The sequence below is a fragment of the Pedobacter sp. AC190 genome, assembly GCF_979258025.1.
Window position 1 is genome coordinate 2,035,987 of the sequence record NZ_OZ409824.1, and the last position, 22,040, is coordinate 2,058,026.

General features: G+C 36.0%; 18 protein-coding genes. 11 read left to right on the forward strand and 7 right to left on the reverse strand.

All coding sequences use genetic code 11. From position 1 onward, the window contains the following. Positions 1–35: 35 nt before the first annotated feature. The 5 genes from ACZZZI_RS08975 to ACZZZI_RS08995 form a co-directional block, all read right to left on the reverse strand. Positions 36–1,106 carry a DUF6688 domain-containing protein gene (locus ACZZZI_RS08975; RefSeq protein ID WP_463489236.1) on the reverse strand — a complete coding sequence of 357 codons (1,071 nt, stop codon included), beginning with the start codon at positions 1,104–1,106 and terminating at the stop codon, positions 36–38. 1 nt (position 1,107) lies between these two features. Further along, on the reverse strand, positions 1,108–1,359 hold the full coding sequence (locus tag ACZZZI_RS08980; protein ID WP_424059441.1) for a hypothetical protein: 252 nt from the start codon (positions 1,357–1,359) through the stop codon (positions 1,108–1,110). A 76-nt stretch (positions 1,360–1,435) separates the two neighbouring features. Then, positions 1,436–2,341, reverse strand: a complete 906-nt coding sequence (locus tag ACZZZI_RS08985; RefSeq protein ID WP_463489237.1) for a hypothetical protein — start codon at positions 2,339–2,341, stop codon at positions 1,436–1,438. A gap of 11 nt (positions 2,342–2,352) precedes the next feature. Further along, positions 2,353–3,183: a toxin-antitoxin system YwqK family antitoxin gene (locus tag ACZZZI_RS08990; RefSeq protein ID WP_463489238.1), complete on the reverse strand. Its 831-nt coding sequence runs from the start codon at positions 3,181–3,183 to the stop codon at positions 2,353–2,355. A gap of 274 nt (positions 3,184–3,457) precedes the next feature. Continuing rightward, positions 3,458–3,931, reverse strand: a complete 474-nt coding sequence (locus ACZZZI_RS08995) for a hypothetical protein (RefSeq protein WP_463489239.1) — start codon at positions 3,929–3,931, stop codon at positions 3,458–3,460. Positions 3,932–4,669: 738 nt separating this feature from the next. Here ACZZZI_RS08995 and miaB point away from each other — a divergent pair. From miaB to ACZZZI_RS09045, 10 genes are all read left to right on the forward strand, one after another. Next, positions 4,670–6,085 (forward strand): tRNA (N6-isopentenyl adenosine(37)-C2)-methylthiotransferase MiaB, encoded by a 1,416-nt coding sequence (gene miaB, locus ACZZZI_RS09000; RefSeq protein WP_316764188.1) that lies wholly within the window; start codon positions 4,670–4,672, stop codon positions 6,083–6,085. Between the two features lie 103 nt (positions 6,086–6,188). After that, the gene (locus ACZZZI_RS09005) at positions 6,189–7,427 is read left to right on the forward strand and encodes a sigma 54-interacting transcriptional regulator (protein WP_316764191.1); all 1,239 of its coding nucleotides are present in this window, start codon (positions 6,189–6,191) and stop codon (positions 7,425–7,427) included. Between the two features lie 20 nt (positions 7,428–7,447). Continuing rightward, positions 7,448–7,954 (forward strand): LptE family protein, encoded by a 507-nt coding sequence (locus ACZZZI_RS09010; RefSeq protein WP_316764194.1) that lies wholly within the window; start codon positions 7,448–7,450, stop codon positions 7,952–7,954. A 54-nt stretch (positions 7,955–8,008) separates the two neighbouring features. Next, positions 8,009–9,067, forward strand: a complete 1,059-nt coding sequence (locus tag ACZZZI_RS09015) for a hypothetical protein (RefSeq protein ID WP_463489240.1) — start codon at positions 8,009–8,011, stop codon at positions 9,065–9,067. 15 nt (positions 9,068–9,082) lie between these two features. Beyond that, positions 9,083–9,445 (forward strand): preprotein translocase subunit SecG, encoded by a 363-nt coding sequence (gene secG, locus ACZZZI_RS09020; protein WP_463489241.1) that lies wholly within the window; start codon positions 9,083–9,085, stop codon positions 9,443–9,445. A gap of 394 nt (positions 9,446–9,839) precedes the next feature. After that, complete coding sequence (locus tag ACZZZI_RS09025) at positions 9,840–10,130, forward strand: co-chaperone GroES (RefSeq protein WP_029281770.1); 291 nt, start codon at positions 9,840–9,842, stop codon at positions 10,128–10,130. Between the two features lie 77 nt (positions 10,131–10,207). Further along, the gene (gene groL, locus ACZZZI_RS09030) at positions 10,208–11,845 is read left to right on the forward strand and encodes a chaperonin GroEL (RefSeq protein ID WP_316764211.1); all 1,638 of its coding nucleotides are present in this window, start codon (positions 10,208–10,210) and stop codon (positions 11,843–11,845) included. A gap of 317 nt (positions 11,846–12,162) precedes the next feature. Next, positions 12,163–16,422 (forward strand): PKD domain-containing protein, encoded by a 4,260-nt coding sequence (locus tag ACZZZI_RS09035; RefSeq protein WP_463489242.1) that lies wholly within the window; start codon positions 12,163–12,165, stop codon positions 16,420–16,422. Further along, positions 16,422–17,441: a PorP/SprF family type IX secretion system membrane protein gene (locus tag ACZZZI_RS09040; RefSeq protein WP_424057539.1), complete on the forward strand. Its 1,020-nt coding sequence runs from the start codon at positions 16,422–16,424 to the stop codon at positions 17,439–17,441. Before ACZZZI_RS09035 ends, ACZZZI_RS09040 begins: the two co-directional genes overlap by 1 nt. A 23-nt stretch (positions 17,442–17,464) precedes the next feature. Further along, positions 17,465–18,124 (forward strand): MgtC/SapB family protein, encoded by a 660-nt coding sequence (locus tag ACZZZI_RS09045; RefSeq protein ID WP_316764218.1) that lies wholly within the window; start codon positions 17,465–17,467, stop codon positions 18,122–18,124. Between the two features lie 58 nt (positions 18,125–18,182). Here ACZZZI_RS09045 and ACZZZI_RS09050 read toward each other — a convergent pair whose 3' ends face one another. Continuing rightward, positions 18,183–19,184 (reverse strand): TonB family protein, encoded by a 1,002-nt coding sequence (locus ACZZZI_RS09050; RefSeq protein WP_463489243.1) that lies wholly within the window; start codon positions 19,182–19,184, stop codon positions 18,183–18,185. Between the two features lie 145 nt (positions 19,185–19,329). Here ACZZZI_RS09050 and ACZZZI_RS09055 point away from each other — a divergent pair, with 145 nt between their 5' ends. Then, positions 19,330–20,757 (forward strand): L-serine ammonia-lyase, encoded by a 1,428-nt coding sequence (locus tag ACZZZI_RS09055; RefSeq protein ID WP_463489244.1) that lies wholly within the window; start codon positions 19,330–19,332, stop codon positions 20,755–20,757. Between the two features lie 311 nt (positions 20,758–21,068). Here ACZZZI_RS09055 and ACZZZI_RS09060 read toward each other — a convergent pair whose 3' ends face one another. Beyond that, positions 21,069–21,980, reverse strand: coding sequence for an AEC family transporter (locus tag ACZZZI_RS09060; protein WP_424058227.1), 912 nt, complete (start codon positions 21,978–21,980; stop codon positions 21,069–21,071). Between the last annotated feature and the right edge of the window lie 60 nt (positions 21,981–22,040).

A 22,040-nucleotide genomic window follows, 5' to 3' on the forward strand; every position in this document is an offset into this window, starting at 1 on the left:
AATCCATAGATAGCAGCGGGGAAACAACATTTATCTTAGATTGCATATTGTTTGTTAATTTTTTCTTCGGGTTTGGTGCTACACAAGTACAACACCATTAAAAACAAATATTCTAAAGGTTTCATTAATAGATAAACTGCGTTTGAGGCTCTTGTCGTTGTAATTTTCTTCGATAGTGGATAGCCGTATTTATCGTAAAAACCTCTAATCACTTTGTGTAAGGTAGGTACATTCTCCTGTATTAATTCTTCGAAAGCATTGGCGATTAACAATTGTCTGTTCACAATAATTTCGTGCCCATGTCTTTTGCCTAGGCGTAAAGGTTTTACAATATCTGGTGTTCCGCAAACGGCGACAGTGCATAAATAATGACCTTCATGATCTAAAAATGGAGGGTGTGTTTTTTGTGAAAACGTCCAAGTTGTGGTTTCTGTAAAAACTTTGTTTATCGAGTTAGCATCTTGTCCAAATATCATTAAAATAGCCACAATAATTGCGAAAACAGGCAAGATCATGACCAAAATCAATAGTGGTTGCTTTTCGGTTTTGGCTAATTTTTGGTTTAACAGATTTAGATATTTGTTGCGATAGATTTTTGTACTTGCGACATCTGCTTCCGCATTAACAACCTTTAATAATACGATAATGCTAGTAACGACGTAAAAGAAAGGCAACAATGCAAAAAAAAATGCTCCGCCACTTTGCTCTGTATTGGTACTGGTTTGTAGAATAACCGCCGCACTTATTGGTATGCCGATCATGACAAACATAACACAGAGTGAGAATAACAACGGCGGTAATACTCTTCCTTTATACCAAAGTTTAATTAATCCAAAAACCGCGAGGGCAAAAAACACAATCAAAGTTGGTAAATGTTGGAATGCAAACGGTGTATATCCACCATCTACAGGGTCTATTGCAGTGTAATAACAATCGCCATTGAGCAACCAAATTAAACCAAACAAGCCCATAGTTAGTATAAAAAGACCAATAAAAATAAACTCTCCAACTATTGTTGCAGGTTTTATATTAACCCTTATTTGTTTGTAAAAAAAGTATCCAACTATGGGGCAAATGATAAAGAATGTGATAATTAATGCTATCATTTTACTTCGCCCGTGTTAATTTCATTTGATATAAATCTAAATCAGAGATATTGTATTTTCCCATAAGCTCTTTGATTTTACATGCATTAAACATCATTATCGTCTTGCTTAAAACTTGGTTAACTTCCTTTTTTATTTGTGGTACCTGGTGGTTGGTTTGGCCCTTCATGTGCTGATGTATTGGCCAAATCATATTTATTTTTAGCGGAGATTTTTCTGTTTCAAACCTTACATCTATCGTTCTTCTAATCATCCCCTCTGGGAGGATTTTTCCGCCGTAATAGTAATTATCTGCTAAAACTTGATATTCACTATAAAACGTACTGCATCTATCTGTTTTTATCCGTCAATTCCAATTTATCTAAAGTTGCTTTTGTTTCTTTAAGTCCCTTGATTTCTTCGTTCAGCTTTTTAATTTCAGCATCAAAATAAGCGGCGTCTGCCTTTGGGCTTTCAATGGCTCCACCTTTTTTAGTAGTTATTTTAGTGGCGTAAGCTTTAATTACTAAATCGTAAGGCGAAAAATCGGTGATTGGATATTTTGCTGTTTTCCATAAGGTAGAATGCTGAACCGCCTCATTAAATACCGGTTGATGATAATCATAACTTTCATTGGGTTTCAGTGCAAAATCATCATTCCAGGTACCTCCACTGCCTTGTGCTGCTAGTTTTTCACCAGTTTTTTTAGAGTAAACTTCAATGTTGATCATATACTCTCCAATTATATCTTCTTTAGAAGTATTTTTAAAAGTTAAATCCAGAAAAGGTGATTTGGGATCATCAGAGAAAAATTGGTCTTCGCTAATGGAGATTTTAGTTAATTTAAAAGCATCTATCTGCTGAGTTATTTTAGCCGCCTTCAGTTTATCTTTTTCTAAACTATCTATTTCCGCTGTTTTGTTGGCAATTTTCTCATCCCGATCAGCTGCTAAAAATTCTTCAGCAAAGCTGATGATTGCGCTATAACTTTTGCCATCAATCATTTCCATCGAAATTTTATCGAAAGATTTCTCTTTATATTTTTCTGGAAAATTCCATTTCTCTTTCATCGCTTTTAACACAATTACACGCAAAGCTTTTTCTAAGTTTTCCTTTTCTGGGTTATCTAATTTTTCTTCCATTTTAGCTTTTGAAGTTTTAAAAGCTTGTTCATCTTTACTAGATATGGTTGGGCCACAAGAAAACAAGAAGAGTGTGATGAAGGAAAGAATTAAAGCTGGATATATACTTTTCATTTTGATAACTATTATTTCTTTTGTGATTGATTATAAATTGCTTCGGTTACTTTTTCTCCATTGAGGTAATAATGCGTAAAAAGTGTTGTGCCATCTGCTTTATACATGTGCGCAATACCATGACGTTTGCCGTTTACAAACTCTGCATCCATATTTTTTTTACCCAATGCGTAAGTAGTGGATAAGCCATGCTGCAAATCGTTTTGATAATTAGTTTCTGTCATGATTTGCCCATTGCTGTAAACACGATAAACACCATCTCGCTTATCATTTTTATAACCGATTTCTACCGCTAGCTCTCCATCTAAACCGTAACTTTTGGATGTTCCGTTTTTTAAATCATTTTCGTAATAAGCTTCGGTAATTACTTTATCGCCAGAAAATGTTTGCGATAAACCATTTTTTTTATCGGCTTTGTAAACGGATTTATTAACCAATTTGCCACCGCTATACATTTCACTAACACCGTTTTTCTTGCCATCTTTATATTCCTGATGTAACCAAACTTTGCCTTGGTTATCATAATTTTCTTTTAAACCATTACGAACACCTTTTTTATAGTAAAGCTTGCATTCTATTGTTCCGCCTTGCGAATACCAAAAAGCTTCGCCAGTTATTATTCCTTTTTTAATATTATAAAGTGCAAAACCTCCTTCATCGAAAGGTATTTTATACTTGCCATCCAATAACTTATTGTTTAAACTAAGTACCAATTCACTGCTATCGGCATTGTAGTTTTTCTGCAAATGTTTCCATTTAATTTCTTCCGGTAGTTGGGCAAAAATTAATGTAGAAACAAGAACAAGAGTCGCTGTAAAATAGAATTTTAAATTTTTATTCATTATTCGATGTGATTTATGCAGCAAATTAGTTAGTGTTTCTTCATCAAAATTTGCCATTTATTATTTGCTGACTTTGGTTTATTACTCGCGAATATTTATATCATTTTTCATTATCCGATGTATTTTTTTTGATATTCTCACAGCTCTTTATTTTTATCGATGTGTTGGATTATCAATTTAATTCGCCTTTAAATCAAAGCATTTATCAAGCTTGCTTATCTCTGCAGTGTTTTGTTCCATAATTTCCCGAAAGTATTTTTTTAGAACTATTAAGTTAAAAACTTGATACACCGTTGTTAATGATTTCAGTTTCCAGGAATAGCGAATCTTGACTTAAAAAAGCTTTAAGGCATTTTACTACAAATGGTTTATTGCATTCTTCCATCCAGATTTCGCTAGAAACCGTTTTTGTTGTTGACTCACCAAGCCCAAAAAAGCCTTTGCTGGTTTTCTCAATTGGGCGAGTGTAGCGAATATCAAACTGCACACCATTAAGATCTAAATTTTCGCCATGCGTGTACGCACCACCAATATTTAAAATGTTTTTCTGGTTAGAAAAATCGGTGTAACTCAATTCAAAAAAATAGTAATCGTGTATTACATCGTCATGCTTTTCGTAAATATCGATATTTAATTGTTCCCAGTTCACATCTAAAAAAGCTTTCAAGGCTTGCTCTTTGTTACTGTAAATAATTGATTGTTCAAATTCGTTAAAAGGATTTTGAAATTTGATAACTACATTCTGCATACCTATTAGATTTTTACCTCCGTAAAATACAATTAATTGCAGGTTGTATTTACCTAAATTATTATTTGCGGTAATTGAACCATTATTTGCTAAAATATAACTGCTTTTTGTTTATGTATTCTCCAGATCTTATTGGGATCGTAATGGTAACAATCGTTCCAATTTTCTCATCGTTTTTAATGTCGATACCCGCATTTAAACCACTTTCTTTCACTATATATGATAATCGTTCTTTACTAATTTTAGTTGATAACAATTGGTGAGAGGACGATTTTGCAACAGTAGATATACCATCTGCATTATCTTTAATTTTAACAATGAGGATTCATTTTTAATGTCGAAATCAATTATAATAAAGCCATGCTTTCGGTTTGGATTAATACCATGCAAAATTGCATTTTCTACAAATGGTTGCATTAACATAGGAGAATATGATTAAGATTTGAATACCTGAAATTTGATTGATGGTTTTAAATCCGATTGGATGGAAATATTTTTTGCTGCAGAAATTTACCCTATCGAAACCCGTGGTTGAAATTAAGCTTGATTAAATAGGCTAAAGCAATATTTGAAAATCCTTTTTGATTATTTTTTATTTGGTACGATTACTAATATAGAAGAATACGATGCTACTAGTTATTAAAAATAATCGTTTTGTAAACAAGCAAACTAAATATGTCAAATTGTCACTTTTAATTTTATTTATGTATTTTTGCAATCCCAAAATGTTTTTAAACAATGATTGATTTACAAGTACAGGATAAAACGCATGATGAAGCAAAGCAAGGTGAAGCTTTAATTTTAGATACACCAGTAAAAGCTGATGCACGTAAATTATACATAGAAAGTTATGGTTGCGCAATGAACTTCGCCGATAGCGAAATTGTAGCCTCTATTCTTTCAGAAACAGGATTTGAAACTACTGGAGATTATCATCAAGCTGATGTGATTTTTATTAATACTTGTTCTATTCGTGAAAATGCAGAAACAAGAGTACGGAATCGTCTTTCGCAATTTGGTGTAGAAAAGCGCCGTAATCCTAAATTAATTGTTGGGGTTTTAGGTTGTATGGCAGAGCGTTTAAAATCTAAATTTTTAGAAGAAGAACGTTTGGTTGATGTAGTTGTTGGACCAGATGCTTATCGCGATTTACCTAACCTGATTGAGCAAGTAGAAAGCGGGCATAAAGCTGTAAACGTGCTTTTATCTCGTGAAGAAACTTATGCAGATATTAGCCCAGTTCGTTTAAATAGCAATGGAATAACTGCATTTATTTCCATTACCCGTGGGTGCAATAATATGTGTTCGTTCTGTGTAGTTCCTTTTACCCGCGGTCGCGAACGTAGCCGTGATGCACATTCGATTGTAGAAGAAGCAAAAGGATTATTCGAAGCAGGTTATCGCGAGGTTACCCTTTTAGGGCAAAATGTAGATTCGTACACCTGGACATCAGAAGATGGAACAGAAACGATAAACTTTGCGCAATTATTAGAGCAAACCGCTTTAGTGAACCCCGATTTAAGAGTTCGTTTTTCAACCTCTCATCCTAAAGATATTACGGATGAGGTTTTACATACTATCGCTAAATACGATAACATTTGCAATTACATACACTTGCCAGTTCAATCGGGAAATACACGTGTATTAGAATTAATGAACCGTACTTATACTCGTGAGTGGTACATTAATCGTATCGATGCAATTAAAAATATTATTCCAGGTTGCGCAATTTCTACCGATATTATAGCAGGTTTTTGTACTGAAACTGAAGAAGAGCATCAAGATACTTTAAGTATGTTAGATTATGTTAAATATGATTTTGCTTACAATTTCACTTACTCAGAAAGACCAGGAACTTTAGCTGCTCGTAAGTTAGAAGATGATATTCCTGAAGAAGTTAAAAAACGTCGTTTGGCTGAAATTTTAGCCAAACAACAAGCACACTCTTTATTGCGTTTACAAGAATGGGTAGGCAAAACCGTTCGTGTTTTAATAGAAGGAACATCTAAAAAATCGGATAAGGATTATTGCGGACGGGGTGATAGTGGCGCAATGGCGATTTTCCCAGCGATTGAAGGCGTTAAACCTGGCGAATATGCAAACGTACTGATCGAAAAATGTACTTCGGCTACGCTGATTGGAAAAATAGTTTAATAAAGTTGAAAGACTAAAGGTTAAGTTTCACACTTTGGAAAATACTTCCAAGTTTTGATATCTGATTACTGGGGTCTTGATACTAAATACTTGATACTAATAAATGGATACACAAAATATTAAACAGCGTTTCGGTATCATTGGCAACTCGCCTTTACTTAATCGTGCTATAGATATTGCAAGTCAGGTTGCGCCTACCGATATGTCGGTTTTAATTACTGGCGAAAGTGGAAGTGGTAAAGAGGTTTTTTCTCAAATTATCCATCAAATGAGTGCCCGCAAACACGGTGCTTTTATAGCTGTAAACTGCGGCGCCATTCCCGAAGGAACAATTGACTCTGAACTTTTCGGACATGAAAAAGGCTCATTTACTGGCGCACATGAAGCTCGTAAAGGTTATTTCGAAGTGGCTAATGGTGGAACTATTTTTTTAGATGAAGTTGCGGAGCTTCCGTTAGGGACACAGGCTCGTTTATTAAGAATTTTAGAAAGTGGAGAATATCTTCGTGTAGGTTCATCAAAAGTTCAAAAAACAGATGTTCGTATTATTGCAGCAACTAATGTTGATGTTTATAACCGTGTAAAAAACGGAAAATTTCGCGAGGATTTATATTATAGATTAAATACAGTTCCATTGCGTATTCCTGCTTTGCACGAGCGTAAAGAAGATATTTATTTACTGTTCAGAAAATTCTCTGCCGATTTTAGCGACAAATACCGTAGTCCTGGGTTAAATTTAGAACCTGATGCCGTTCAGATTTTAACGAATTACAGCTGGCCAGGTAATGTTCGTCAGTTGAAAAATATTGCAGAGCAAATCTGTGTTTTAGAAAAAGATAGAAATGTAACTGGTCAGGCCATTTTAAATTACATCCCGAACGAAGCTGGCAGTAACTTGCCAATGGCGATAAATGCTCAATCGAAAGAAGACTTTACAGAAAGAGATATTTTGTATAAAGTGCTTTTCGATATGAAAAAGGATATGGTAGAACTTAAGAAACTGGTTGCAGAAATTATCCAGCATGGTGGCAATACGGCAACTGTTTTAGCCGACAATCCGCAATATATTAATCAATTGTACAGAGATGTTGAGTTACCTGCAGGCCAAGAACATGGCTTTACCATTCAGCAACCAACAGCCAATAACAACAACAATAATTCTGATTACAATTTTGCACACGATGCGGAAGAAGTTGAAGAATCGTTATCGTTGGTTGATAAAGAATCAGACTTAATTAAAAAAGCACTTAAAAAACATAAAGGTAAGCGTAAGTTTGCTGCACAAGAATTAGGCATATCTGAACGGACACTCTACCGAAAGATTAAAGAATTAAGTTTATAAAAACGCAATCGATCAAATCTATGAAGATTAAAATATTTGGCTTTCTGATTATTGCAGCCTTAAGTTCTTGCGCTTACACCTTTAGCGGAGCAACAACTGAGGGTTTAAAAACGGTAACGGTTCGCTTTTTTGAGAACAGCGCACAATTGGTAATCCCAACTTTAAGTCAGCAATTTACCGAAGCATTAAAATCTCGTATCCGTAGCCAAACCAGCCTAAGCATTACACCAAATGATGGAGATGCAATTTTTGAAGGACGGATTACAGGGTATGACATCAGGCCAGTTGCTTTAACCTCGAGCGCCAGACCGACAGCATCAAACAACCGTTTAACCATTACAGTTTCTGTTAAATATATTAACAATATAAAAGGCCACGAGAAAGAAAGCTTCGAAGAAAGTTTTTCACGTTTTTACGATTTTCCTTTAAATGGCGCTTCAATTCAGTCGCTTCAACCAGTGGCGATTGAAAACATTAATAAGCAATTAACCGAAGATATTTTTAACCGTGCTTTCGCACAGTGGTAGTTTAAACTGTTTTAAAAACCGACTGCATTATTTATCTTAGCAGCAAACCTCGATATGGACAACAAAAAGCTACTTGCAAATTTAATGGCACAACCTGGCAAGGTTGGGCAAGAGCATATACCCATGTTGCAGGAAATGTTAAAGCAATTTCCTTACGCACAACCTATCCATTTACTTTTGGCAAAAGCCGATTCAGCATTTATTCCTAAAGCGGCGCTTTATAGTAATGGAAATATTTTACAAAGTATACTAAACAACAACTTTACCGAAGAAACAGAGGTTAGTGAGATTGCCCAAGTAGAATTTGAAGAAATTGATGCAGAAAGCACCGCTGATGAACAAGAAATTTTTGATGAAATAGGCGAAATTTCGGAAGATACAACACATAAAATTACTCAGGCAGTAAATATAGAAACGCCTAATAATTTACCAGGTATTGATAACCATTTAATGGATTTGCCTGTTGAAGATAACAACTATATTGAAAGCGTTGCCGCAACTGATTTTTTTGCCTTCGAGCAAAAGTTAAGTACCGACCTTATTGTTGCTGCTCCTGAAATAGAAACTGTTATTCCAGATGAACCTGAAAATAGCTACGTTTCTAAATATGATGATGACCAGTTACCTTATACCTTTTTATGGTGGCTGGCAAAAACACGTAAAGAGCACGAGCAAATTTTTCAACCGTATGCGCAGCCTAAACCAGGGCTTGCCAAACAACCTCAGGCAAAAAACCAGGAAAGGGCAGAGTTCCAGCAGCAGTATGTAGAGCATATTTTCCATATACAAACACCTTTCGAGGTTGCTGATCATTTGGCCGAATACCCATCGGCAGATGTAAAAGATGTAAAGGGTGCTGAGATTATTGAGAAGTTTTTAAAAGAAGACCCAACAATAAAACCACCCAAACCAGAGCAAATAGATAATGAGAACAAGGCGAAGAAGAGTGCTGAAGACCATTACGACCTTGTTTCGGAAACATTAGCCAAAATTTACATCGAACAAATGCTTTATCACAAAGCGATAGATACTTATAAAAAATTAAGTTTGAAATATCCAGAAAAAAGTGGTTACTTTGCCGACCTTATTCAATCTATAGAAAAGAAATTTTAAAAATATATTTTAATCATGATAACCTTTTTAATTATTTTATTAATTGTTGCTTGTGTTGCTTTAGGCTTATTTGTATTAGTACAAAACCCTAAAGGTGGTGGTTTAGCAACAGGTGGTGGTACCAGCAATATGTTTGGTGTGCAACGTACTGGCGATGTTTTAGAAAAAGGATCGTGGTTTTTGTTGGCACTTATTGTTGTATTAACTTTATCTATTACAACTATCGCTAAATCTGGTGGTGGTGCAGCAGCTACGGGTAATACCGAAATTCAGGATCGTTTAAATAAATTGCCTTCGCCTTCTCCACTTGGTGGCGGTGCAACAAATAATGCAGCTCCTGCAAAACCTGCTCCAACTGTAGATACAACAAAGAAATAATTTAATACTAACAAAACATTTAAAAGCTTTCCTCTAAAAAGGGAAAGCTTTTTTGTTTTTAAACGTTTTAATGGATAGAACTTAAATAGCAGTACAAGCTTCGCTAGTTAAACCCGATTGCAACGTAAAGCCCAAAGCGTAGCGAGGACTTGGAGTAAAAAGCGGGGCTATTTAAACCGAAGAACTACTGAAGTATCTTTTCAAATCTCAATTAATGGCTATTTTATTTGGTATCCTCTGCCAAGCTGGCACCCAAAATTTTATGATATTCTGCATTTGTTTATAAATTTGACAGTACGGGTGTAAATTTGTCCCTGAATGCTAATTGGCATAAAAAGTGTTAATTGTATGCTAGTTAAAAAACTTAAAATCAAAATAAAAAATAATAAAAGTTATGGCGTTAAACCTTAAACCAATTGCTGGCAGTTCGAACAGAGTTATTGTTGAACCGGCTGCGGCAGAAGAAAAAACTGCATCGGGTTTGTATATCCCTGATACTGCGAAAGAAAAACCATCTAAAGGAACTGTAGTTTCCGTTTCTGAAGAGGATGCTGACGGTAAAAAAGCAAGCGTAAAAGTTGGCGATGTTGTTATTTATGGTAAATACGGTGGTACCGAATTCCCTTACGAAGGTAAAGATTACCTAATTATGCGTGAAACTGATATCTACGCAGTTGTAGGATAATTATAAGTAGAAAGTTAAATTTATAAGATGACGCGATTTAAAAATCGTAAATCATAATTCAAAAATCTTAAATCAAAATGTCAAAACAAGTAAAATATAACGTGGAAGCACGTGACGCCCTGAAACGTGGTGTTGATATCTTAGCTAACGCAGTAAAAGTAACTTTAGGTCCTAAGGGTCGTAATGTGATTATCGATAAAAAATTCGGTTCTCCAGCAATTACTAAAGATGGTGTTACGGTTGCTAAAGAAATCGAATTGAAAGATGCGGTTGAAAACATGGGCGCTCAAATGGTTAAAGAAGTGGCTTCAAAAACAGCTGATATAGCTGGTGATGGAACTACAACGGCTACTGTTTTAGCTCAAGCGATTATTACTACAGGTATTAAAAACGTTGCTGCAGGTGCAAACCCAATGGATTTAAAACGTGGTATTGATAAAGCTGTTGCTGCAGTTGTTGCTAATTTAAAAGAGCAATCGCAAACGGTTGGTGAGGATAACAACAAAATTAAACAAGTTGCATCGATCTCTGCTAACAACGACGAGGTTATCGGTTCGTTAATTGCTGAAGCAATGAGCAAAGTTGGTAAAGATGGTGTAATTACTGTTGAAGAAGCAAAAGGTACTGAAACTGAAGTTAAAACAGTTGAAGGTATGCAGTTTGACAGAGGTTATTTATCTCCATACTTTGTTACCAATGCAGATAAAATGGAAGCGGAATTAGAAAATCCTTACATTTTAATTTACGATAAAAAAATCAGCAACATGAAAGAGTTGTTGCCAGTTTTAGAAAAAACTGTTCAAACTGGTAAACCATTGGTTATCATTTCTGAAGATTTAGATGGTGAGGCTCTAGCTACTTTAGTAGTTAACAAAATTCGTGGTTCGTTAAAAGTTGTTGCTGTTAAAGCTCCGGGTTTTGGTGATAGAAGAAAAGCAATGTTAGAAGATATCGCAATCTTAACTGGCGGTATCGTTGTATCAGAAGAAAGAGGTTATAAATTAGAAAATGCTGATTTAACTTACTTAGGTTCTGCTGAAAAAGTTGTGGTTGATAAAGATAATACAACTGTAATTAACGGTGCTGGTAATTCAGAAGATATTAAATCTCGTGTTAGCCAAATCAAAGCTCAAATCGACACTACTACATCTGATTACGATAAAGAAAAATTACAAGAGCGTTTAGCTAAATTAGCTGGCGGTGTTGCAGTTCTTTACGTTGGTGCAGCTTCGGAAGTTGAAATGAAAGAGAAAAAAGACCGTGTTGATGATGCTTTACATGCAACTCGTGCAGCTGTAGAAGAAGGTATTGTTGCTGGTGGTGGTGTTGCTTTCATCCGTGCGGTTGAAGCTTTAGCCGATCTTAAAGGTGTTAACGAAGATGAGAATACAGGTATTCAAATCATTCGTCGTGCTATTGAGGAGCCATTACGTCAAATTTGCGAAAACGCAGGTATTGAAGGTTCTATCGTAGTACAAAAAGTTAAAGAAGGAACTGCAGATTTCGGTTACAATGCTCGTACTAATGTTTACGAAAACTTAATTGGTGCTGGTGTTATCGACCCAACTAAAGTTTCTCGTGTGGCATTAGAAAATGCAGCATCTATTGCAGCAATGTTATTAACAACTGAAGTTGTTTTAGCTGATGAACCAGAAGAAGCTGGTGCTGGCGCTCATCCTCCAATGGGTGGCGGTGGTATGGGTGGTATGATGTAATCATCAAGCTCATAAAATTTACGTGTAAAATTAAGTCCCTCAAAACTAAAGTTTTGGGGGATTTTTTTTGTTTACAAAATATAAAAAACGTGGTTTCTCTTACACTCAGAATTGAACACAAACCGCTTTCGTGTAAAATTTTAGATATGAACATTGACTTTATGTAGTTTAGGAATGAATTAGAAGAAAAGAATATCGAATAAATATTTACCAAATAAATTAACGTTTTATTGTCCTTTCGGCTTTGTCGCTAATTGCGGGTTTTTATTTCTTTGCAAATCTTCTTCTGTTAGCCAAACTCCCTATTGTTAAGATTTATGAAAACCAGGTGCAGAAAAATTTCGCATAGAGTTGCTATTTTTTCAACCTTATTACTTCTTGCTTTACAAGCCCATGCCCAATTAACTATTGGAGCTGTGGATGCTGGACCTTATACACCAGGTAGTACCATTGCTGCGCCTTTTAAAATCGGAAATGCTTCCTGCATTCCGACCAACAATATTTTCCGATTATTTCTTTCCGATCTGAATGGAAATTTTGTATCAACAACTCCAATTGGTACTTATAATGGGTTCTACACAACCTATGTTAATGGAATTATACCTCTAGGTACACCTGACGGGACTGGATATAAAGTAAGAGTTGTTGCAAGTTCAACAGGAGATATCAGTAGTGAATCTGGAACGTTCGAAGTTAAAGCAGGAACTCCTGTTTTTGCGTCAGTTAATTCTACAACTTTAAAAGCAACACCACTTCATCAAGAAACTTTTGGAACCTGCACAAGTAAGGATAACAACGAATTTTTCTTCACTAATAATTCGTTGGCAGCGAATAGTGTAACTGCTACAATAAAGGATGAATTAGGAAATGCGTCTACAGTTTTAGACCTAAGCGCGCCAAAGGCATTTTTTGCACAGCAAACGCATTACACAGTATTTGTTAAAGCTGTAGGAGCCAATGGAACAATTGGGACAAAAGCATATTTACTAATTAATAATCCCACAGTTACTGCATTTGCAACCCGAACAAACAACCCTGTTTGTCTTCCACTTGCAAATTTTCAGTTCAATGTAGACTTAACTCAATCTGGAATTTTAAATAATTTTCCTGGTGATGTTTATACTATTAATTGGGGCGATGGTACATCAACAAGTTATAATTTTTGCGACATTCAAAAAGCAGGTGGTGTTTCCCATAATTACACAAGTTCTTCTTGTGGAAGAAATTCGGTAACTCCTTCAGGAAACGTGTATAACGCATTCAATGTATCTATTAGCGTTTCGAATAATTTTTGCGGAACCTTGGGTACTCCGCTTTTGGCATACGCTAAAGTTGTTGTTAAGCCTATAAACTCTTTCAATTTTGACACTCCAGGTTGTACCAATACTGATATTGCTTTTACTAATACATCCATTTTAGGCGAAGACCCAAGTACCACAGCGCCTGGTTGTAAACCAAATGATGTAACTTATAGCTGGTATGTAGATGATGTTTTAATTGAGGCTAACCAATTAAGAAGTTTTAGATTTATTTACAAGTTCTTAACTAAAGGTAAGCATATCATTCGTTTGACATCAAAAAGTTCAGGAGCCTGTGATGCCGATCCTGTTGAAAAAGAAATATGTATTCAAGATCCACCGAAACCTATTTTTACTTTACCATCAACTACGGTTTGTGCGCCAAATACTTTAGCGCCTTCAAATATTTCAGAAATTGATAATATCTGCGCCACACCGACTACTTATTTATGGACGGTTACGCCTGCAGTTTCGTTTACAGGCGGTACAAGTGCTATTAGTAAAGATCCAATCTTTAATTTTACCACGGCAGGAACCTATACTGTAACCTTAAGCATTTCAAGTGGAGCATGTGGAACAGTTGTTTCTGCACCGCAAACTGTTATTGTTCAAGGTGCTGATGCAGGCCCTGATCAGTTAAGCATTTGCAGTGGAAACAAAACAATTCTACAAGCAAATAATGATGTATCGGGTATTTGGACTCAAGTTTCCGGTCCTGCTGTAACGATAGCGGTTCCAACACAATATAATACATCTGTGTCTGGTATTGCAGCAGGTAACTCTTATGTTTTTAAGTGGAGTGTTACCGGAGGAACTTGTCAAGATAGTTATGATGAGGTTACAATTACTTATCCGACTGCAATTACTAACTCTATTAGTGCAACAAATGTAAATGTTTGTTCGGGTCAAAGTATTACGATATCTGGTTCTACACCAACTGGTGGAACAGGATTTTATCAGAATCAATGGCAAACTAGTATCGACGGAGTTGCCTGGGTAAATGTATTAACAGGGGGAACTTCTCAAAATTTGAATGTTACAGTTACAACTAACTCATATTTTAGACGAATAGTCACAAGCGGAATATGTACATCAGAAAGCAACCCTGTAATTATAAATTCTTTACCTGCAATAACAAATAATAGAATTTCTGCAGATCAATCAATCTGTAACGGTGCCACTGTAGCACCAATAATAGGAACACCCCCAATTGGTGCTGATGGAACTTTCGTTTATCAATGGCAATCGAGTCTTAATGGTACAACATGGGCCAATATTAATGGAGAAACAAGCATAAATTATTCACCACCACAACCTACAGCAACGGTATATTATCGTCGTCTGGTTTCAAGCGGAGCTTGTTCTGGTGGTTCTCAAAACATAAGCAATACAGTTACCATAACTGTTAACCAGCCAGCGAAAGCTGAAATTAACTTTTTAAGTGATAAAAGTTGTGCTCCTTTTGCACTTACACCCGCGAATATTACGGCAGGACTCTATCCAGGCCGAAATAGCACATTTACCTGGTATGCCGATAATATACAAATCGGTACAACGGCAAATTTTCCTGGTTATACTATTCTAAAAGGTAATACAAATGTGATTATTAAGCTGGTTGTTAGTAGCGGAGCTGGTTGTGGAACAGACGAAATAAGCCATACCTTTTCTACATATGAAAGTGTAACGCCTAACTTCACCCAAGATAAAAACGTAGGTTGCGGACCTTTACCTGTAACTGTTGTAAATACATCAAGCTCATTAACAGCAGCAACATTTAATTGGGATTTCGGAAATGGGACGACTTCAAATTTAGCAACCCCACCAACAGTTACCTACCAACCTGATCCATCGGGGAAAGATGTAACATATACCATAAAACTAGATGTATCTACAGCTTGCGGTACACTCAGTAAAACCTCAACAGTATTGGTAAAAGCAGCGCCAATATCTGCCTTTTCACCAAATAAAACATCAGGCTGTTCGCCATTTACCGCTACCTTTAGTAATACTTCTCCAGGTAACTATACTAGTTTTACATACGATTTTGGCGATGGAACACCTCTTGTAACAACCACTGATAAAAATAGCATCACACATACTTACACAACAATAGCCGTTAAAGATTACGTTGTTAAAATGACTGCCAAAAACGATTGTGGTGAAAATGAATCGCAGTATTCTATAAGGGTTTCCCCGAACGATATCATTCCAGAGCTTGTAGTAAATGGTTCAGAACTTAAAGGCTGCGCACCATTACAAGTTAATTTTTATAACAATACAAAAGGAGCAAGTCGGTTTTATTATGATTTTGGCGACGGTAGTTCTGCTATAACAAATTCTGCCCCCGAAATGATAGCGCATACTTTTGCAAAACCAGGGCAATATTTAGTTACGCTTTATGCAGAAAACGATTGCTCGAGTACATATACAACCGAAACCATTGTTGTTTTAGAACAACCAATTGTAGGGTTTACATCTGATAAAACCGTTGGATGTAATGGCTCGATAATTAAATTTAAAAACAACAGCAAAAATGCGGTGAGTTACCTGTGGGATTTTGGAGACGGAACAACTTCGAATGAGTTTGAACCTCAACATACATTTACAGGAAATTTTACAAACTATACCGTATCATTAACCGCAAAAAACATTCAGGGTTGTACCAATACCTCGGTAATTCCAAATTATATAAATTTAGTAGCGCCACCGCAATCTATTTTTACAGTACTTCCAGGCAATACGCTATCCATTCCAAATTTCGCATTTAATTTTAAAGATGCGAGTTCGAATGGTGCAATTAGTTGGGAATGGGATTTTGGCGATGGTTCTAAATCTACACAACAAAACCCTAACCACACTTATAACAACATTGGCGAATACAGTGTAACGCTAAAGGTATTAAACAAAGAAGGTTGTAGTGCAGTATCATCTCAAATTGTAAGAATTTTAGGTGTTCCTGGTTATTTAAACCTTCCAAATTCATTTATGCCAGCAAGCGCTAAAAATGAGCTCCGCACTTTTAAAGCTAAAGGAACAGGAATTGAGAGTTGGAAAATGACAGTTTTTAACAAATGGGGGCAGGCCTTATGGGAAACCACCAAACTAGATGATGGTGCTCCTCTAGAGGGTTGGGATGGAACATTTAAAGGGCAAGAACAGCCACAGGGTGTTTACATCTGGAAAATCGAAGTGAAATTTATTAATGGAACTGAATGGAAAGGGATGACTTATGATGCATCTGCGCCAAGAAAAACTGGAAACATATATTTAATAAGATAATGAGGAGCGGGATTAAATTTGTTTTATTATTGCTGATTTTGCCCATAATAAGTATGGCACAGGATCATATTTATTCACAGTTCTACAATGCTCCAATTTATCTTAATCCTGCTTTAACAGGACAGTTTGAAGGCGACATCCGTATAAATGCCTTATATAGAAATCAATGGACAGGCCTTTCGGGCGATTTTTCTTACCTAAGTGCCTCTGCCGATTTAAACTTGCAGAAACTAAATAGTGGCGTTGGCTTAATTTTTAACAGGAGTAGCGAAGGCACAGCTTATCTGCAAAAAAACAATATTGCTTTAAGTTATTCATACATTATTGGTGGAGATGATTTTACACTTTCCTTTGGTTTGCAAGGCGGAATAACCAATCAAAAATTAAATTGGGATAAACTCGTTTTTGGCGATCAGATTGACATTGTTAATGGAGTAATTCCTGGGGGTATTTCTGGAGCTGAAAGACCAAACGTAGATAGTCGCTTTTATTTTGACGCTGCTGCTGGTGGAAACGTTGTATATAAAAACTTTATGCTTGGGCTCGGGCTGCATCATCTTAATCGCCCAGATGAATCTTTAGCAGGCTACCAAACTAAACTCCCAATGCGCATTTCGGGAAATATGAGTTATAAATTAGCACTTATTCCCGATCAATACGATATAGATGGAACCTATTTAATACCTTCAATTGTTGCTTACAAACAACAAAATGTAATGTCTTTTAGCTTTGGAACGCAGTTTAAATATGCAGGTATCAATGCAGGTATTTGGTATCGAAACGATGGTGGCAGCCAGGGAAATGATGCCATTGTTTTTTCGGTGATATTCGATATTTTCAACAGAAGAACTAATGGAGAAAAGTTCAGAGTCGGCATTAGCCACGATGCTACAACATCAAAATTAAATTACACCAATACAAGCGGCACATCAGAAATTGGATTGGGTTATGAAAAGTATTGGCCGAACAGTACAAATTACGGTCGTGCAAATGGCCTAAGATGTTACGATTTTTACTAATTTGCCTTTATTAAGGTAAGATAATGAACGAAATTATAGAAAACCAACATTTTATAACACAAAGTGAGATCAATAAATTTTTACTTGCAACATTACTTTGTGGTTTAATCGGTGCCGAACGAGAATACAGAAGTAAATCGGCGGGGTTAAAAACCATGATGATGATTGGTTTAGGCTCTACATTGTTTACCATTCTATCTATTAAAATAGGCGTAACAAGCCACGATAGAATCGCTTCAAACATTGTTACTGGAATAGGCTTTCTCGGTGCGGGGGTAATCTTTAAAGAAGAAAATCGTGTTAAAGGTTTAACAACAGCCTGCATCATTTGGATTGTTGCTGCAATTGGAATGGCAGTTGGTTCTGGATATTACGAACAAGCTATTGGAGTTACCGGAGTTGTACTTTTAGCTTTAATTATTTTTCCGTTTCTTGAAGAAATCGGCGATCAGCGATTTACCAAAAGGGTTTATCGGATTGTTAAAAAGCAACACGAAAATAGAGATTTAGACAGTTATGAAGAGATTTTCAAAGAAAACAAACTTAAACCGCAGCGTGGCAAACATCAGGTAGTAAATAATATAATTACTGGAAACTGGGTTGCTACAGGAACACCTAAAAATCATAAAAAATTTGTAGAGCGAATGTTAAAGGATAATGAAATTATAGAGTTTGATTTTTAGGATGAACAAGTTATCTCTATTGATTTAAAAAATCATCTTCCTCAACGATCATTTAAAATTAAAAAGCAAAATTAAAACTCTGAGTATATTTAACTCTAACTGGAATGCCTCTTTGTTTCCCTGGTTCCCATCTCGACGAGTACCGCAATACTCTTTTCGCCTCTTCATCTAATGATGATTCTACAGATCTTTCGATAACAATATCTACAATGTTACCAGTTTTATCTACAACAAAACTTGTTTTAACTGTTCCTCTTATACCGTTACGAAGTGCGTCAGCAGGATATTTTGTGGTTGAAGCGATAAAATTATTCCATGCTTTTTGCCCACCCTTATATTCAGGCGGCTGCATACTCGCAATATATGGATAGGTTTTTCCATCCTTAACACTTTCGCCAGAAACTAGCTTGTTAACCTCATAGTTTTCTTTAAATGTATAACCAATTTGGGTATCATAACCAGTCCATACACCCGTTTTCATCCCGTCAAGGTAATCTCCCTCCTCAACAATTTCAAATTCTTTATATTTATTTATTTCCTTTAAATGTCCTTTCCCATTTTCAATATTAATAGTTCCAGATGAATCCGAATCGAATATTATTTTTGAATTAGTTTTAAATAAAAAGCTTGTTAAAGAAGAATTTAGCCCAATCATTTGGTTTGCCGAAGAGTTAGTTGGGATATACTCCGTTTTCCTTTTAATCTTTCCGTTAGGATAAAAATAAGTAGCTAAGCCAAATGGTGCACCATTCTTATAGTTAACCGTTTCCGTTCTCTTTCCTAAAGAGTCGAAACCCATCACCACTCCATCATAAATTAATGTCGGCTCAAAAGAAATTAAATGACCTAAAGTTTTTCTTTTGCTGTTATTATAAAACTCGTATAGCTTAAAACGTGTATCTCCCGAATCAGGTTCTTCAATTATTCTAATAATATCTGCTTGCTCCTTGATTAATACCCGATCGCCATTATTTTTAAGAAAGTAAACATTTTGAGCCTTTTGAGCACGAACACTTAAGGTAATAAGAAAACTAAATAACAAGATGAGGCGTAATTGCATAATTCAAATCTAATAAGAATTAAACAAAATTGGATTGCAGTATTATAAATATTTGCTTCCACTTCATCGTAATTTATGATAAAACTATTATAGCTTTGTGTAACGGATTGATCCCTAAATTGGTAGTCTGTAACTAACTAAATTCATGATAAAAGAACAAATTTCTGTCTTCGATATTTTTAAAATCGGCATTGGTCCATCAAGCTCACATACACTTGGGCCTTGGCGGGCTGCGCAGCAGTTTACTGCATCGCTAAAAGAGCATAATTTTTTAGAAGATGTAGAAATGGTTAAAATATTGCTTTATGGCTCGCTTGCTAAAACAGGTAAAGGCCACGGAACTGATGTTGCTATTTTATTAGGTTTAACTGGTGCAGATCCTGTAACTTTTGATGTAGATGCAGTAACGCCTACATTTGAGCGAATTCAAAACGACAAAAAACTAAACCTCGCAGGTAACTTAATCATCGATTTCGACTACCACAATGATTTGCTTTTCTTATTTGCCGAAAGCCTTCCTTTCCATCCAAATGCAGTTACGTTTCAAGCTTTTTTAAATAACGCTAAAGCCTTTTCCGAAACCTATTACTCAATTGGTGGCGGCTTTGTTGTAAAAGAAGGAGAAGATAACAGCCAAAAAGCACAGGTTGATTTGCCATTTCCAGTCGAAAAAGCGAAGGATCTTTTACATTGGTGTTTATCAACTGGCTTAAAAGTAAGTGAAATTGTAATGGAAAACGAGCTTGCATGGCGACCAGAATCGGTTACAAAAGCTGGCATTCTACAGCATTTTGCGGTAATGAGAGATTGTATTTTTCGCGGTTGCCACACTACAGGTTTTCTGCCAGGCGGACTGGACGTTGCAAGAAGAGCATTTCCTTTAAATAAACGCTTAATTGGAAAAAGCGAATACACCGATTACAATTCGTGGGTAGAAGCCATTAAAAAAGGCGGCAATGGCTTTAATTATACTTTAGATTGGGTAAGTTGTTTTGCACTCGCGGTTAACGAAGAAAATGCTTCGTTCGGGCGTGTGGTTACTGCGCCAACAAACGGAGCAGCAGGCGTAATTCCTGCAGTTTTGCAATATTTTATTACCTTTTGCGACGGTTATACGGAAGAAAAAATTATTCAGTTTATTACCTGCGCATCAGAAATTGGCAGTATTTTCAAAAAAGGCGCAACTATTTCTGCCGCAATGGGAGGCTGCCAGGCAGAAATTGGCGTATCATCGGCAATGGCGGCTGCTGCACTAACCGAGTGTTTAGGCGGTTCCCAGCGTCAGGTTTTGATGGCCGCAGAAATTGCCATGGAACATCATTTAGGCTTAACCTGCGATCCAATTGGCGGGCTGGTTCAAATTCCTTGTATTGAAAGAAATACGATGGGTGCCATTAAAGCCATTACAGCAAGTCAGCTTGCGTTGCAAAGTAACCCTGATAAGGCTAAAGTAAGTTTAGATGCCGTTGTTAACACCATGTGGGAAACGGCCTTGGATATGAATGCAAAATATAAAGAAACATCTGATGGTGGTTTAGCGACCAATATCCCTATTAGTTTGCCTGAGTGTTAAGAAGAATTTGATTTGAAGCGCAAGTTTCATCGCTTTTAGGCAACCTTGTTCCCGCCACTGCTACAATCTTTTGGTTAAGGATTTGTAATTATTAAATGTAAATGCTACCAAAAGTATTTCCGCTTTTGTCGGGGCTATGCATTAAAAACAGTGGTACTTGGGTTGGTTTCCGTGCAGATGCCTTTGTAAATAAACCTGATATAAATGGAAAGCCCGCAGCGTAGCGAGGACTTGAAATGTTAGCAGGGCTGCAGACCGCCAAGGTGCAAAAAAACGTTCATTTTCTGAAGTTAATTAGATTCGTTTTTTTATTAAAATAAGCCTGAATAAGTTAAAACCAGCCACCATAAGCCAGTTGTAATAAAGGATAATAAAATCCCTAAACCAACGACCAGGTTTGAAACTTTTGGATTCAGATTATATTGATCGGCAACCACACCAGCGGTTAATAGTGTTGGCATTGCCATTTCAAATATGGTTATTTTGGCAATCATTCCATTCAAACCCAAAAGCACAGCAATTGTTAAAACCGCAGCTGGCGCTAAAATAAGTTTGTAAAGTAGGGCAAAACTAATGTGTTTTAACTCGCTATACCAGCCGCCAAATTTTAATTGCAAGCCAATGGAGAACAAAGCTAATGGCCCAACTGTTCCAGCTAGTTTATCAAATAAAATATCTAAAGCAGAAACATTTATGTAATGCGGAATAATTAAAGCTAAAATGCAGCCAATAAGCGGCGGAAAGGTTAATACTTTTTTCAAAACCAGTTTAGCGCTTAATTTTTGTTGTTGCGAGGATCGAATGGCTACAATTATACCAATTGTTGATAAAAGCGTAAAGGTTATTTGATCGCAAATTATGGCGATTGCCAGTTCTTTTTCACTGAAATAAGCAATAATTAATGGGAAACCAATAAATGATGTATTACTTAATGAGCTTACTAATTTTAACCCACCAGAAGTAGCCTTACCTACTTTAGTAAATTTGGCATAAAAGGTTATAAACAACCAACCCAAAATCCAAATACAAACTGGCGCCAAAGCAGGGAAAAGTAAATCTTTCGTCCAAGTAATATGCGGCAAATATTTAAACGAAACAGCAGGTAAAGCGATGTAAATAATCCAGGCGTTAATTCCTTTATGTGCATCTTTTGGTAAGGTTTTACTTTTTCTAAAAAGAATTCCAGCCAGAATACATAAACCGATAAGAATAAAATTTGCCATTGATTGGCACAAAGATAAACGAAAAACGCCAATAAGAATTAATCCTATTGGCATTCAAAA

Excerpts from the sequence above, each read along its gene's own strand:
- secG (WP_463489241.1), top strand. The coding sequence starts at position 9,083 with ATGATAACCTTTTTAATTATTTTATTAATTGTTGCTTGTGTTGCTTTA.
- ACZZZI_RS09035 (WP_463489242.1), top strand. The coding sequence starts at position 12,163 with ATGAAAACCAGGTGCAGAAAAATTTCGCATAGAGTTGCTATTTTTTCA.
- ACZZZI_RS09040 (WP_424057539.1), top strand. The coding sequence starts at position 16,422 with ATGAGGAGCGGGATTAAATTTGTTTTATTATTGCTGATTTTGCCCATA.
- ACZZZI_RS08975 (WP_463489236.1), bottom strand. The coding sequence starts at position 1,106 with ATGATAGCATTAATTATCACATTCTTTATCATTTGCCCCATAGTTGGA.
- ACZZZI_RS09045 (WP_316764218.1), top strand. The coding sequence starts at position 17,465 with ATGAACGAAATTATAGAAAACCAACATTTTATAACACAAAGTGAGATC.
- ACZZZI_RS08985 (WP_463489237.1), bottom strand. The coding sequence starts at position 2,341 with ATGAAAAGTATATATCCAGCTTTAATTCTTTCCTTCATCACACTCTTC.
- ACZZZI_RS09015 (WP_463489240.1), top strand. The coding sequence starts at position 8,009 with ATGGACAACAAAAAGCTACTTGCAAATTTAATGGCACAACCTGGCAAG.
- ACZZZI_RS08995 (WP_463489239.1), bottom strand. The coding sequence starts at position 3,931 with ATGCAGAATGTAGTTATCAAATTTCAAAATCCTTTTAACGAATTTGAA.
- ACZZZI_RS09060 (WP_424058227.1), bottom strand. The coding sequence starts at position 21,980 with ATGGCAAATTTTATTCTTATCGGTTTATGTATTCTGGCTGGAATTCTT.
- miaB (WP_316764188.1), top strand. The coding sequence starts at position 4,670 with ATGATTGATTTACAAGTACAGGATAAAACGCATGATGAAGCAAAGCAA.
- ACZZZI_RS09055 (WP_463489244.1), top strand. The coding sequence starts at position 19,330 with ATGATAAAAGAACAAATTTCTGTCTTCGATATTTTTAAAATCGGCATT.
- ACZZZI_RS09005 (WP_316764191.1), top strand. The coding sequence starts at position 6,189 with ATGGATACACAAAATATTAAACAGCGTTTCGGTATCATTGGCAACTCG.
- ACZZZI_RS08990 (WP_463489238.1), bottom strand. The coding sequence starts at position 3,183 with ATGAATAAAAATTTAAAATTCTATTTTACAGCGACTCTTGTTCTTGTT.
- ACZZZI_RS09010 (WP_316764194.1), top strand. The coding sequence starts at position 7,448 with ATGAAGATTAAAATATTTGGCTTTCTGATTATTGCAGCCTTAAGTTCT.
- groL (WP_316764211.1), top strand. The coding sequence starts at position 10,208 with ATGTCAAAACAAGTAAAATATAACGTGGAAGCACGTGACGCCCTGAAA.
- ACZZZI_RS09050 (WP_463489243.1), bottom strand. The coding sequence starts at position 19,184 with ATGCAATTACGCCTCATCTTGTTATTTAGTTTTCTTATTACCTTAAGT.
- ACZZZI_RS08980 (WP_424059441.1), bottom strand. The coding sequence starts at position 1,359 with ATGATTAGAAGAACGATAGATGTAAGGTTTGAAACAGAAAAATCTCCG.
- ACZZZI_RS09025 (WP_029281770.1), top strand. The coding sequence starts at position 9,840 with ATGGCGTTAAACCTTAAACCAATTGCTGGCAGTTCGAACAGAGTTATT.